This window comes from Streptomyces sp. NPDC006140 (assembly GCF_040628815.1).
In the GTDB taxonomy this organism is placed as follows: domain Bacteria; phylum Actinomycetota; class Actinomycetes; order Streptomycetales; family Streptomycetaceae; genus Streptomyces.
Map to the genome: position 1 here is coordinate 120071 of NZ_JBEXTS010000013.1, position 13679 is coordinate 133749.

A 13679-nucleotide genomic window follows, 5' to 3' on the forward strand; every position below is an offset into this window, starting at 1 on the left:
GCGCGCGCCGTGCAACGGAAGCGGCTCAGGCGTTGGTGCGCCGACGCCCGGCGAGCACGCCGTAGGCGACACCGGCCGCGCCGACCACGATGCCGACGATGCCCAGGACGCGGGCGGTGGTGTCGGTGTTGTCGGACGAGGCGGAGTCGGAGGCGGCGGTGTCGGCGGAGGCCTTGTCGGCCGACCCGGTGCCGGAGTCGTCGCCGGCCGCGCTGTCGTGGTGCCCGTCCTCGGAGGCGGCGGACAGCTCCAGCACCGGGGCCGGGTTGTCGGGCTCCTCCTGACCCTTCTGCGGCACCTCGATCCAGCGGACGACCTCCTTGTTGGAGTACGTCTGGAGGGCCTTGAACACCAGCTGGTCGGTGTCCTCGGGCAGGGTGCCGATGGAGACCGGGAACTTCTCGAAGTAGCCGGGCTCGATGCCCTTGCCGTCGGCGGTCCAGGTGACCTTGGTGACGGCCTCGGAGATCTTCTCGCCGTGCATCTCCAGCGGCTTGTCCAGCTTGGACTTGGTGACCTCGATCTTCCAGCCCGGCATCGGCTCCGGCATGACGGAGGCGAGCGGGTGGTCGGTCGGGAAGCTGACCTCGAGCTTCGTGGTCGAGGCGTTGTCGCGCTCGTTGGGGACCTTGAAGTCCACGACCGCGTAGCCGCCCTTCGCGGCCGTGCCCTCGGGCTGCACGGTGACGTGCGCGAACGCGGGCGCGGACAGGGCGAGGACGGTGACACCGGCGGCGGCACCGGCCGCGGCGATACGGGAAACCTTCATGGAAGGGGCACTCCGCTGTGAGTCGATTGGGAAGGATCGGAGGGATGCGCGCACGCGCGCGTGCCGCGCGACGGCGGCCCCTCCTCGGCGGAGTGGTGGTCGCGTCGCGTCAGGCGGCGAGGGCGAGTGCGCAAACCGCGACGGCGGGCGGACCGCGCCGGATCACCGTGTGCTGGAGCGCGTCGGTGCGCGGCATGCCGAGCGCGGGCCGCACGGCGTGCGCGGTGCGCCGAGGGGTCTCCGGCGTTCCCGGGAGACCGGCGCGCAGGGCCCGCGCCAGCGCGAGTGCGGCCCGCAGGGAGCGTACGAGCGCCCCCTCGGCGACGCCCTGCGCCGACAGTTCGGTGAGGCGCAGCAGGGCCAGGTCGCCGTGACGCAGCAGCCAGCCGGCGGCGATCGCCGCGAGGACGTGACCGAGCAGCATCGGCAGGGACGGCCACAGTGAGCCCGACGCGGCGTCCTGATGCGTCATGTGCGCGTCCGGAGCGGGCTGGAGCCGGGCGTCGGTGAGGATCCGGTGGGCCTGCGCCGGGCTGATCGCCGCCGCCGTCGTGCCGCACAGGAGCCGCGCGGCCTGCTGCACCAGCGCGGCGTCGCTCACGCCCGGCTGCACCGAGGAGGTGGCGGCGGCCGAACCGTGCTGGCCCAGGCCGAACAGTGTGTGCAGCACCGTCTGGCCGACCGTGAGCAGCACCGCGATCCCCGGCAGCGAGCGCACGCGCCCGGCGAGCGGGGCCGCCACCGCGGCCACTCCGAGGAACCCGGCGCCCAGCGTCCACAGCGGGATACCGTCGCAGGAGGCGAGCGCGTGACCTGCCCCGGCCAGCACGACGCAGACCGCGGCGAACACCGCGGCCCGCAGAATCCGGAGCGTGTGTCCGGAGCGCGTCGCGCGCGCGTGGGGGGCAGTCATGGCGGGCTCATCATCGCACTGGCCCCCGAGGCCTCGTGCGGCAGGTCCGCAAGATGCCGTACGACCGGAACGTCACCCTCTGGCCCCAGGCGCCCCCCTGATGCGCCGATGTCCGCGCCCCCGTATGCGTCGATGTCCGCCCCCACATACACCGATCAGGACCAGCGCGCATCCGCCGTTTGGGCGGCCTCACGTCAACTTCACGCTTACATGCGGGGACTGAGGGCAATACGTAACGGTATGTCGAGCCGCGGCCAGGAGGCTGGAGCATGAGCATCTGGTGGTCACTCCATCTGCGGCGCGAAGCTGCGAGCGTGCCGCTCGCCCGGCGCCTTCTCATCGGCACGATGGAGACCGCGGGCGTCGACCCGGACATCTCCTACGACCTCTCCGTCGCCCTCAGCGAGGCCTGCGCGAACGCCGTGGAGCACGGCGGGGACACGGGGCGTGGCCCGGGCTCGGAGGCGTACCGGGTCACCGCGTACCTCGACGGCGAGAAGTGCCGGATCGAGGTCGCCGACGCGGGTCCGGGGTTCCCCGCGGCCTCCGCCGGCCGGTCCCGCCCGCAGATCCGCACCGCGCACGCCGACGCGGAGCACGGCAGAGGGCTGTGCCTCATCGAGGAGCTCGCCGACCATGTCCACATCGGCAACAAGCCGGGCCGGGGCGGAGCCGTGGTGAGCTTCGACAAGGTCCTGAAGTGGCGCGAGGACGCCCCGCTGGTGGCGGTCTGAGGTTCCGCTGGCGGCGCCCAGGGCCTGAGGCCCACCGGCAGGTCTTCACCGGTGGGGCGGTCTTCACCGGTGGGGCGGTGTTTCACGTGAAACACCGCCCGTGCCCCTCCGCCCTACAGCGCGCCCCAGTCCAGGGTCGTCCGCGCCAGCCCCGCCACGTCCGCCAGCAGCGCCAGCCGCGCCGCACGGACCGCGGGGTCGGGGTCCATCACCAGGACCTCGTCGAAGAACGCGCCGATCGCCTCGACCAGCGGGGCGGAGACCTCCACCAGCGCGTCGAGGTCGTCCTCGCGGCCGTGCAGGGCCTGGCGTACGGCTTCCGCGCTCTCGGCGAGACGCAGCTCGGCGGGCGCGGTCAGCAGGGACCGGTCGGCATCGCCGGAGGACTCTTCCTCGGGCAGGATGCGCACCACCCTCTGCAGCGCCGCGGTGAGCGCCTCGAACGCCTCGCTGCCGATGTGCCGCTCCAACGCGGCCAGCGTGCGATCGCCCTGGGCGGGCCGGTCCGCCCGCACCAGGACGGCCTGGACCAGCCGGTGCTCGTGCCCGGCGTCCGTGAGCTGCTGCTCGTAGCGCCGGGTGATCAGCTCGGCGGCCTCGGCGACCCGCTCGAAGGGCACCTCGACGCCCTGCGCGGCGTACCGTACGGCCGCCGCGCGCAGCCCGTCGCTCACCCGGACGTCCGCCACGGCGGGCACGTTCCGCAACACGTTGAGCAGTCCGATCGCGGCCCGCCGCACCCCGTACGGATCGGAGCTCCCGGTCGGCGCGGCCCCGATCACGAACATGCCCGTCACCAGGTCGAACCGGTCGGCGAGCGACAGCACGGCACCCGCGTCACCGGCGGGCAGGGCACCGCCGGCGGAGCGCGGCAGCTCCATCTCGGCCAGGGCCCGGGCGACTTCGGCGGACTCGCCGGCCCGGCGGGCGTACTCCTCGGCCATCACCCCGGCCAGTCCGGAGAACTCGATCACCATCTGCGAGGCCAGGTCGAACTTCGCCAGCGCACCGGCGCGGCGCACGACCTCCACCGCCTCCTCGGGCAGCCCGGCCCGCCCGGCCAGGTTCAGGGCGAGGGCGGCGATGCGGTCGGCGCGGTCGGCGACCGTGCCGAGCCGGTCCTCGAAGGTCAGCTTGTCCAGCCGCCGCCGGAACTCCTCCGGCGCCACCTTCAGGTCCGCCCGCCAGAAGAACGCGGCGTCCTCGTAACGGGCCCGCAGCACGGCCTCGTTGCCCGCCCGCACCACGTCGTCGTCGCACAGGGCGTTGGCGAACGTGACGAAGTGCGGCATGAGGCGCTCGCCGTCGAGCACGGGCAGATAGCGCTGGTGCTTGCGCATCACGGTGGTCAGGACGCTCGCGGGCAGTTCGAGGTAGCGCTCGTCGAACGACCCGCGCACGGCGTAGGGGAACTCCAGGATGTCGGTGATCTCGTCGATCAGCCCGGCCTGGTCCTCCACGTCGATCCGCCCGCCGACCTCGGCCGCCGCCTCCAGGGCCCCGCGGACCACCGCCCCGCGCCGGGCCTCCCGGTCGAGCAGGATGCCGTGCATGTGCAGGAAGTGCGGGTAGCCCTCGGCGGAGGTGACCCGGACCTCCGGGTAGGGCGCCTGGCGCTGGACCCGGGTGGTGTCGCCGGCGGAGAGCGAGGAGACCACCACGGGCAGGGGAGTACGGCCCAGCAGCGCGAGCAGCCAGCGCACGGGGCGCGAGAACGACAGCCCCGGATCGCTCCACCGCATGTTCCGCCCGGCCCGCAGCCCGGACACCACCTCGGCCAGCAGCTCGCTGAGCACCTCGACGGCCGGCCGCCCCGACTCGTGCCGGGTGAGCGCCACGTACTCGGTCCCGTTGACCTCGACGATCCGCACGTCGGCCGGTTCGGCGCCTTGACTGCGGGCGAAGCCCAGCAGCGCGGGCGTGGGCGCGCCGTCCTTGAAGGCGGCGGCGACCTTGGGGCCGCGCACGGTCCGCACGGTGTCCCGCTCACGCGGCTGCACCCCCTCGACCGTGATGACGATCCGGCGCGGGGTGGCCATCACGGTGATCGCGCCGTGCCCCAGCCGGGTCGCGGCCAGCTTGGCGGTGACCGACTCGCGCACGGCCTCGGTGGTGGCGGGGACGTCGGCGTACGGCAGTTCCTCCACGCCGATCTCGAACAGCAGCGTCTCGACGCCGGGCACCTTGGGCAGCGCGGCCCGCTCGGCCGGGGCCGGGGCGGCCGCGACCCCGAGCGGGTGCTCCAGCGCGGCCCGCCGCCGCTCCCACAGCTTCGCCGACTCGTGCGTCAGCCCGCGCATCAGCGAGAACGCCTTGGCCCGCTCGGTGGTGCTGATCGCGCCGCGCGCGTCGAGCACGTTGAAGGTGTGGCTGCACTTGAGGACGTACGTGTACGCCGGGACCGGCAGCTCCAGGTCGAGCAGGCGCCGCGCCTCGGCCGCGTACGACTCGAACAGCCGGTGGTTGGTGTCGATGTCGGCGTCGTCGAGGTAGTAGCGGCTCATCTCGTACTCGTTCTGCCCGAACACCTCGCCGTAGGTGATGCCCGGCGCGTACAGGATGTCCTTGAAGTGCGACACGCCCTGGAGGTTCATCAGGATGCGTTCGAGACCGTAGGTGATCTCCACCGACACCGGGTCCAGGGCGACGCCGCCGACCTGCTGGAAGTAGGTGAACTGGGTGATCTCCATGCCGTCCAGCCAGACCTCCCAGCCCAGCCCCCAGGCGCCGAGCGCGGGTGAGGCCCAGTTGTCCTCGACGAACCGCACGTCGTGCGCGTTCAGGTCGACGCCGAGCGCCCGCAGGCTGCCGAGGTACAGCTCCTGCGGGTTGCCCGGGTCCGGCTTGAGGATGACCTGGAACTGGGTGTGGGTCTGGAGCCGGTTGGGGTTCTCGCCGTAGCGCGAGTCGTCCGGCCGCACGCTCGGTTCGACGTAGGCGACGCTCCACGGCTCGGGGCCGAGCACCCGCAGCGCCGTGGCCGGGTTGGCCGTACCGGCTCCGACCTCGGTGTTCAACGGCTGCGTGATCATGCAGCCGTTGTCGCTCCAGTACCTCTGCAGGGTGAGGATGGCGTCCTGCATGGTCAGTGCCGTCTGAGCGTTCTTCATGGTGATCGCGCCTGTTCCCCGAGTCGGCCCGGCAAGGTCGGTCATGATCTCACACGTCAACTACGGCTGACCTGCTGTTTCTTGACCGGCCCGACCGGAGGGCGCGCCCCCGCCCCCGAAACTCAGCCCTGGACGGACGCCATCCAGGCCTCGACCTCGTCCGAACGCCGCGGCAGCGCAGCACTCAGGTTCCGGTTGCCGTCCTCGGTGACCAGGATGTCGTCCTCGATCCGCACACCGATGCCGCGGTACTCCTCCGGGACCGTCAGGTCGTCGGCCTGGAAGTACAGGCCCGGCTCCACGGTCAGGCACATCCCCGGCTCCAGCACGCCGTCCACGTACGTCTCGGTCCGCGCGGCGGCGCAGTCGTGGACGTCCATGCCCAGCATGTGACCCGTGCCGTGCAGCGTCCACCGCCGCTGCAGCCCCAGCTCCAGCACCCGCTCGACCGGGCCCTCGACGAGCCCCCACTCCACGAGCCTCTCGGCGAGCACCCGCTGCGCGGCGTCGTGGAAGTCCCGGTACTTGGCCCCGGGCTGCACCGCCGCGATGCCGGCCTCCTGGGCCTCGTACACGGCGTCGTAGATCTTCCTCTGGATCTCGCTGAAGCGGCCGCTGATCGGCAGCGTGCGCGTCACATCGGCCGTGTAGTACGTGTGCGTCTCCACACCCGCGTCGAGCAGCAGCAGGTCGCCCGGCCGCACGGGCCCGTCGTTGCGCACCCAGTGCAGCGTGCAGGCGTGCGGTCCGGCCGCGGCGATCGTGCCGTAGCCGACGTCGTTGCCCTCCACGCGCGCGCGGAGGAAGAACGTGCCCTCGATGTACCGCTCGGAGGTCGCTTGAGCCTTGTCGAGGACCTTCACGACGTCCTCGAAGCCGCGCACGGTCGAGTCGACCGCCTTCTGCAGCTCGCCGATCTCGAAGTCGTCCTTGACCAGCCGCGCCTCGGAGAGGAAGACCCGCAGCTCCTCGTCGCGCTCGGCGGTGACCTTGTCGGTCAGCGCGGCCTCGATGCCGGCGTCGTAGCCGCGCACGACGCGCACCGGCCCGGTGGCCTCGCGCAGCGCCCCGGGCAGCTCGCGCACGTCGGAGGCGGGGATGCCGTACAGCTGCTCGGCCTCGGTGAGGGAGTGCCGGCGGCCGACCCACAGCTCGCCCTGGCCGTCCAGCCAGAACTCGCCGTTCTCGCGGTCGGAGCGCGGCAGGAGGTAGATCGTGGCCTCGTGGCCGTCGTCCTTGGGCTCCAGGACGAGGACGCCGTCCTCGGTCTGGTTGCCGGTGAGGTAGGCGTACTCGACGGAGGCCCGGAAGGGGTACTCGGTGTCGTTCGAGCGGGTCTTGAGGTTGCCCGCGGGGATCACCAGGCGCTCGCCCGGGAAGCGCGCGGACAGCGCGGCCCGGCGGGCGGCGGTCTCGGCGGCCTGGGGGATGGGCTGGAGGTCGCGCAGCTCGGTGTCGGCCCAGCCGCTCTTCATGTTCTCGGCCAGTTCGTCGGACACGCCGGGGTACAGTCCGTTCTTCCGCTGCTTGATCGGCTCTTCGCTCTCGTCCGGGGTCGCCGGTGTGAGCTCCTCCGCCACGGTCATCCTCCTCGATACGGCACTGGACCACCGTCCACTCTACGGCGGCGTGGAAGGGGGCCCGGGCCGATGACGAGGACCGTTACTCGAAGCGGGCCGCCAGCAGCACGACGTCCTCCGCGCCGTCCGCCGCGTCCAGCCCGTCCGGCAGCACGCTGCGCAGGACGTGGTCGGCGATCGCGCCGGGGTCGCGGCGCAGCGCCCGGGGCACTCCGGCCGCCGCCGCGTGCAGCCGCGCGAAGGCCCGGTCGGTGGCCTCGCCGGTGCGGTGCAGCAGCCCGTCGGTGTACAGCAGGACCGTCTCCCCGGGCTCGGCGAGGATCTCCACGCTGGGCGCCTCCCAGCAGGCGAGCATGCCCAGCGGGGCGGAGACCGACGTCTCCACGAACTCCGTGCGGCGTTCTCCGATCAGCAGGGGCGGGCTGTGCCCGGCACCGGCCAGCGTGATCTTGCGGGCGGCCGGTTCGCAGTAGCCGAACAGGGCGGTGGCCGAGCGGGCCGGCTCGGTCAGCCGCAGCAGCAGCTCCAGGTCGGACAGGACCGCCACCGGGTCCTCCCCCTCCATCACGGCGTACGCGCGCAGGGACGCCCGCAGCCGTCCCATCGCGGCGACCGCGCTGGGCCCCGCCCCGGTGACCGATCCGACGGCGAGGCCGAGGGCGGCGTCGGGCAGCGGCAGCGCGTCGTACCAGTCGCCGCCGCCGCGCGGGCCGGTGCGGTGCAGGGCGGCGAGCTGCACACCGGCCACCCGCGGCAGCCGGGAGGGCAGCAGCTCGTCCGACATGGTCGCCATGGACGTGCGCGTGCGCTCCAGCTCCAGGAGCCGGGCCAGGTGCTCGGCGGCGTACCGGGCGTACAGGCCGGCGAGGTGGCGCGGCCGCTCGCCGGGTTCGGCGGGTTCGTCGTAGAGCCAGACGGCGGCGCCGAGGCGGCCGGCGGTGTCGGTGGACAGGGGGAGGGTGTAGCTGGCGGCGTAGCCGAGCCGGGCCGCGACCTCGCGGTGGCGGGGGTCGAGCCCCTCCTCGGCGAACAGGTCGGGGTCGGCGATCCCGCCCTCGCCGCCCGGGAGGCCTTCGAGGATCCGGCCGTAGGAGAGGGCGCTGCGCGGCACCGTCTCGATGTGGCCGAGGTCGGCGCGGGCCAGGCCCAGGCCGATGGTGGTGTCCGGGCCGAGGCCGTCGCCCGGTTCGAGGACGACGAGACCGCGCCGGGCGCCGACCAGCGCGGCGCCGGCCCGCAGCAGTTCCTGGAGTGCCTCGTCGAGCGCGGCCGTGCGGGCCAGGCGTTCGGTCAGCTCGTGAAGGGTGGTGAGGTCGGAGACCCAGCCGGCGAGACGGTCCTGGAGAACCGCGCCGGGCGGGGCCGGTGGGTTTGCGGGGGCGGCCGGGGCGGTACCCGCGACGGGCGCGACAGTGTGTGCGGGAGCCGGAACCGTTGAATCGATTCCAGCCACTTTCGGAGGGTGCGGGGCGTTCATGGCGTCCGGCCTTCCGACCGGCGCGTACTGCTCCAAAGCATCGCAAACCCCCATGTCATTCTGCGCCGCTAGCAGTGTCTCCACATGTACACGCACTCGTGAGGAGATGTCCAGCATTGTCCTGCTGGGATTCCTGGTGTCCGTGAGGCCCGAGGGGACAACTCTCCTTCTTCTTACGGAAATGCAAAGTTGGCTTAAAACTGCCGCAGGTGACGGCTTATTGCGGTCGACTGGGCTTGCTCGACGGAGCGTCACAGCGGTCGTGATGGGTACGTACTCGGTGAAGGCCAGGGGTGGTTGGGAACCACCCGGAACCTGGTGACGGAACCGGGCGTCCTATCCACCGACGACCGTGCCCCATCCTCCCGTGGCGGAGGCGGAGAGAAATACGCGCGACGGCAAACGCCATACTTCGCCACCCCTACGCCACGCCCGTGCTTTTGATACACGCAGTATGGGCGGGACGGCCGCGGAGGCAGCCCTTGCTCGACCCATAGGGGTTCCCCTTGCTCACGGCAGGGGTGTGATGCGCCAACAGGTACGCACAGTGAAGTGATCGACACATGTTGTGATGTGGACCACGGTGTTGCCAGGCGTGCAACGGAAAGGACGAGCGCTCATGCGCGAGATCCCTGGAAGGCGACGCAGGCTCCTGTTCCAGCGCAGTGACGGGAGGCCTGAGCCGGTCGGCGCGGCCCTGACCTACGCGACGGAATGGCAGTGGCCCGTACTCCCGGGCGTGGCGGCGGACCCGCAGGGGCGCTCCCGCTGCAGCTGCCCCGACCCCGACTGCACGGTGCCCGGCGCGCACCCCTTCGACCCCGGCCTCCTCGCGGCCACCACCGACGAGCGCATGGTCCGCTGGTGGTGGAGCAACCGGCCGACGGCGCCGATCATCCTGGCCACCGGCGGCAAGGCCCCCTGCGCGGTCTCCCTGCCGGCCCTGCCGGCCGCCCGCGCCCTCGAAGCGCTCGACCGCTCGGGCATGCGGCTCGGCCCGGTCGTCGCCTCGCCCACGCGCTGGGCGATCCTCGTGAAGCCGTACTCCATGGAGCAGCTCGGCGAGCTGCTCTACGCCAAGGACTTCGTCCCCGGCTCCCTCCGCTTCCACGGCGAGGGCGGCTACCTGGCGCTGCCGCCGTCCGGGACGGGCCAGGGCGAGATCCGCTGGGAGCGGGCGCCGCTGCCCGGCTCCGCCTCGCCGTGGGTGCCCGACGTCGAGGCCGTGGTGGACGCCGTGGTCGAGGCCCTCACTCGTACGGGTGTGAGCGCGCCCGAGTTCTAGGACCCTCGGGCGCGCCGAGCCCCGCGCCCGCCCCGGCGCGTTATGTTCCGGGGCCATGCCGCGTCATGCCCGGGGGCGCGCCCGGGACCCCCGAAAGGCCCGACTCCTCGCCCTCACGGGCGTCGTGGCGGCGTGCGCGGTCGCACTGCCGCTGGCGGTGGCGTCGGCGGGGTCCGTGCCATCGGAGGGGTCGAAGAAATCCACGGGATCCGCGGGATCCGTGAGTTCCGTGGGCGGCGCCGAGGCACGTACCACCTCCCCCTCCGGCGCCGTACGTCGTCACCCTCCGGCCGCTGACGGCGAGGAACCCTCCGTCGTGGCCGCCGAGGTGCGCTGCGGGCCCGAACTCTCCTCCCCCGAGGGCATCGAGGCGCAGACCTGTGTGGTGACGCAGGGCGCGGTCACCTGGGCGCGGACCTACTACCGCAACGCGACCGGCGAGGCGCTGGACGCCGTACTGAGCCTGATGGGGCCCGAGGACCGGACCGTGCGGACGACGTGCGCGGTGGGGGCCGGGGACGAGCCGGGCGCGTGCGAGACGCCCCGGGAGCCCACGCGGGGGGACCTGGCGGCCTACACGGCGGTCGCGGAGTTCGCCCGGCGGGGCGGACGAGGGCCGCTGCTGCTGCGCTCGGGGAGCAACTCGCCCGTCTGGACGGTCAGTTGACGAGCGGCTGCGCTGGGTGAGACCGAGCGCGCATGGAAAGACCCGGTTGCTGGCGACGGGGGATGCACCAGCAACCGGGCTACAGGAACGGTAACAAGAGATCGGCGGTTCGCAAATTCGATCTCGCCTTTCCAGTCACCGACTGGCTTGTCCCTGCCGGGAGTTGTGAACCACCAGGCACAGGAATCCGGTCCGGCCGGTGGATCGGCCGGACCGGATCCCGCGGCGAGCCGTCAGCTGAGGGTGACCTGCCGGTTGGTGAGGCCGCCGCGCGCCCGGCGCTCCTCCGCCGTGAGCGGCGCGTCCGTCGCCAGGGCGGCGGCGAGGCGCTCGGCGAACTCCGCCGCCGGCTTCTCCACGTCCTCGGCCGAGACGCCGCTGGGCAGGTCCCACACCGGCACCGTGAGTCCGTGAGCGCGGAAGGAGCCGACCAGGCGCGTGCCCTCGCCGAGGCTGGAGCGGCCCGCGGCGTGCAGCCGCGCGAGAGCGTCCAGAAGCTGCTCCTCGGGGTGCGGCATGACCCACCGCAGGTGGTTCTTCTCCGGCGTCTCGCACCAGTACGCGGCGTCCACGCCCTGGAGCTTGACCGTCGGGATGGCCGCGGCGTTGGCGCGCTCCAGGGAGGCGGTCACCTCCGGCGTGGCGTTCTCCGCATCCGGGACCCAGAACTCGAAGCCGCTGTGCACTTCTGGCTCGAAGGCGCCCTCCGGGTCGAGCAGGTCCTGCAGCCGCGGGCTCTCGGCCGGGGCGCGGCGGCCCTGCACGGGCGTGCCCGGCTGGGCTTCGAGGGCGCGCTGGAGGGTGTCGGCGAGGTCGCGGCTGATGTCGCCCGACGCGGTGTCGTTCTGCAGGCCGAGCAGGACCGAGCCGTCGTCGCGGCGCAGGGCGGGCCAGGCCATCGGCAGGACCGTGGCCAGCGTGACCGCGGGGACGCCGTCCGGCAGGCCGTCCTTGAGGGTCAGCTCGACCGTGGCCGCGGGCACCAGCTCGCGCAGGGCCACCCAGTCGCACTCGCCGGGCAGGCCCTCGAAGGGGCGGTGCACCAGCTCGGTCGCGGCGTGGGAGGCGGCCCGGCCGTGACAGGCCTTGTAGCGGCGGCCGCTGCCGCAGGGGCAGGGCTCGCGGGCACCGACGACCGGAACGGCTCCGTCAGCGCCTGCGGCGCGGGCCCCGGCCGTGGTCTGCGGGCGCTTGGCCTTCGTCTGGGGTCGCTTCTTGGCCATCGGTGGGTCTCCCGGTTGCGGCTCGTCTCGTACGGTCGCGAGCCTAGCCGTTCGTGCCCCGGGCGACGGGATCCTGTGGACAACCCCGGGTCCGTCGTCCGTCGTCCTGTGGACAACCCCGGGTCCCCCGTCCTGTGGACAACCTCGGGCCCGTCGCGGCGTACCGCGCCTCAGTCCATGTCGTCGAAGGCGTCCGCGAAGTCGAGTCCGGGTATCTGGGAGACCGCCGGGGCGGCGACGCGCGTCGCGAAGTCGTCACGGCGGTGGCCGGCGTCCGGGTCGTACACGTCGTCGTGGACGACGACCCAGACCGTGACCTCGCCGCGGATGTCGTCCCGGACGCCCCAGTCGTCGGCGAGCGCCGTGATGATGTTCAGTCCGCGGCCGCCGTGTGCCGTCACCGACGGGGTCGCCGGGGCGGGGCGGGTCGGGCCGCCGCCGTCCGTGACCTCGACGATGAGCCGGCCGGTCGGGTCCACGCGCCACGCGGCACGGACGTCGCCGTCGCCGGACAGGGCGTCGCCCAGGGGCCGGCCGTGTTTGCACGCGTTGCTCAAGAGTTCGGAAAGGATCAGTACGGCGTCGTCGATGACCGATTCCGCTACGCCACCCCTGCGCAACTGTGCACGCATACGGTGTCTCGCTTCCCCCACGCCCGCAGGGCCATGGGGTACGGCCATGCTCGACGACGTGGGCACCTCCTGTGCCACCACCAACGCCACCCCCGAGACCTCCTTCGCCCCACGCCACGGTGTGGATGCCCCATTGGCCTGTACCGGAAACCGGCCGATCCGTCTCCGGTGACGCATTCACCGCGACCGGACACGGACCGAACGCGCCGGAGCACTCCCTGTGATCGTGTGGCTGGATTTCATCGGTGTGGCCGAGATCGGAGGATCCCGTCTGGCGGGGACGCGGGTCAAGGGGTGTGCATGGGTCTGGTGGGACTTGTGTGGTGCCGATCCGGCGTGGAGGATCAGCGGCCGAGCTGGTCGAGCACCGCGCGCGGGCGGTTGGTGATGATGGCGTCGACGCCCAGGCCGACGCACAGCTCCACGTCTTCGGGCTCGTTCACCGTCCACACGTGCACCTGGTGGCCGGCCCGCTTCAGGCGCGTGACGCAGGCCGGATGATTGCGCACGATGCGGAGGGAGGGACCCGCGATCGGCACCCCCACGGGCAGCCGTCCGTCCCGCAGGCGGGGCGTGACGAACTGCGTCAGATAGACCGTCGGCAGCGTGGGCGAGGCGGCCCGCACGCGGTGCAGCGAACGCGCCGAGAAGCTCATGACCCGCACCGGCGACTCCTCGGCCGAGGCCGGCGCGTCGAGGCCGAACCGCTTCAGCAGGACCAGCAGCCGCTCCTCGACCTGCCCCGCCCAGCGGGTGGGGTGCTTGGTCTCGATGGCCAGTTCCACCCGGCGCCCGGCGTCGGCGACCAGCTCCAGCAGCCGCTCCAGGGTGAGGACGGAGGTCGCCTCGCGGTCCTCCGGGCGGTGCTCCCAGTCGGGCTCCTCGTCGCGCCCCTTCCATGCCTCGCGGGTCTTCCAGGAGCCGAAGTCCAGGGCGGCGAGGTCGGCGAGCTCCAGCGCGGAGACCGCGCCGCGGCCGTTGGACGTACGGTTGATCCGGCGGTCGTGCACGCACACCAGGTGGCCGTCGGCGGTCAGGCGCACATCGCATTCGAGGGCGTCCGCGCCGTCCTCGATCGCCTTGGTGTACGCGGCCAGGGTGTGCTCCGGGGCGTCCTCGGAGGCCCCGCGGTGGGCGACGACTTGAATCACATGCTGCCGTGCGTGGGTCACCGCGTCATGGTGCCACCGTGTGCGGGTACGCGTCCGGTCGGACGGGCCCGACGGCTTCGCAGGTCCGGACGGAGGCATTGGGATTGCATCCTTTTCGCCAGTAATGACCTATATAAA

11 protein-coding genes are annotated in these 13679 nt (G+C 72.7%); 3 read left to right on the forward strand and 8 right to left on the reverse strand.

What is annotated here, in order from left to right; translation table 11 throughout:
- Positions 1-25 precede the first annotated feature (25 nt).
- Both ABZ386_RS30075 and ABZ386_RS30080 read right to left on the reverse strand, forming a co-directional pair.
- Positions 26-769, reverse strand: coding sequence for a YcnI family protein (locus tag ABZ386_RS30075; RefSeq protein WP_351340652.1), 744 nt, complete (start codon positions 767-769; stop codon positions 26-28).
- Positions 770-878: 109 nt separating this feature from the next.
- On the reverse strand, positions 879-1682 hold the full coding sequence (locus ABZ386_RS30080) for a hypothetical protein (RefSeq protein ID WP_356616068.1): 804 nt from the start codon (positions 1680-1682) through the stop codon (positions 879-881).
- A 269-nt stretch (positions 1683-1951) separates the two neighbouring features.
- Between ABZ386_RS30080 and ABZ386_RS30085 the strand changes: the two genes are divergently transcribed.
- Complete coding sequence (locus tag ABZ386_RS30085) at positions 1952-2416, forward strand: ATP-binding protein (protein WP_351340657.1); 465 nt, start codon at positions 1952-1954, stop codon at positions 2414-2416.
- 113 nt (positions 2417-2529) lie between these two features.
- Here ABZ386_RS30085 and ABZ386_RS30090 read toward each other — a convergent pair whose 3' ends face one another.
- The 3 genes from ABZ386_RS30090 to ABZ386_RS30100 form a co-directional block, all read right to left on the reverse strand.
- On the reverse strand, positions 2530-5526 hold the full coding sequence (locus tag ABZ386_RS30090) for a glycine--tRNA ligase (protein WP_351340660.1): 2997 nt from the start codon (positions 5524-5526) through the stop codon (positions 2530-2532).
- Positions 5527-5648: 122 nt separating this feature from the next.
- The gene (locus ABZ386_RS30095; RefSeq protein ID WP_358966696.1) at positions 5649-7112 is read right to left on the reverse strand and encodes an aminopeptidase P family protein; all 1464 of its coding nucleotides are present in this window, start codon (positions 7110-7112) and stop codon (positions 5649-5651) included.
- A 76-nt stretch (positions 7113-7188) separates the two neighbouring features.
- The gene (locus tag ABZ386_RS30100) at positions 7189-8700 is read right to left on the reverse strand and encodes a PP2C family protein-serine/threonine phosphatase (protein WP_114254057.1); all 1512 of its coding nucleotides are present in this window, start codon (positions 8698-8700) and stop codon (positions 7189-7191) included.
- 502 nt (positions 8701-9202) lie between these two features.
- Here ABZ386_RS30100 and ABZ386_RS30105 point away from each other — a divergent pair.
- Both ABZ386_RS30105 and ABZ386_RS30110 read left to right on the forward strand, forming a co-directional pair.
- Positions 9203-9868 (forward strand): bifunctional DNA primase/polymerase, encoded by a 666-nt coding sequence (locus tag ABZ386_RS30105; protein WP_356616073.1) that lies wholly within the window; start codon positions 9203-9205, stop codon positions 9866-9868.
- Positions 9869-10088: 220 nt separating this feature from the next.
- A complete protein-coding gene (locus ABZ386_RS30110) occupies positions 10089-10535 on the forward strand; it encodes a hypothetical protein (protein ID WP_356503555.1) in 447 nt (148 codons plus the stop codon).
- A gap of 233 nt (positions 10536-10768) precedes the next feature.
- Here the strand turns inward: ABZ386_RS30110 and ABZ386_RS30115 are convergent, their stop codons facing one another.
- The 3 genes from ABZ386_RS30115 to ABZ386_RS30125 form a co-directional block, all read right to left on the reverse strand.
- Positions 10769-11758, reverse strand: a complete 990-nt coding sequence (locus tag ABZ386_RS30115) for a DUF5926 family protein (protein ID WP_351340671.1) — start codon at positions 11756-11758, stop codon at positions 10769-10771.
- Positions 11759-11928: 170 nt separating this feature from the next.
- Entirely contained in the window at positions 11929-12567 is a 639-nt protein-coding gene (locus ABZ386_RS30120; protein ID WP_351340673.1) for an ATP-binding protein, read from the reverse strand.
- 167 nt (positions 12568-12734) lie between these two features.
- Entirely contained in the window at positions 12735-13562 is an 828-nt protein-coding gene (locus tag ABZ386_RS30125; protein ID WP_351340676.1) for a glycerophosphodiester phosphodiesterase, read from the reverse strand.
- Positions 13563-13679 lie beyond the last annotated feature (117 nt).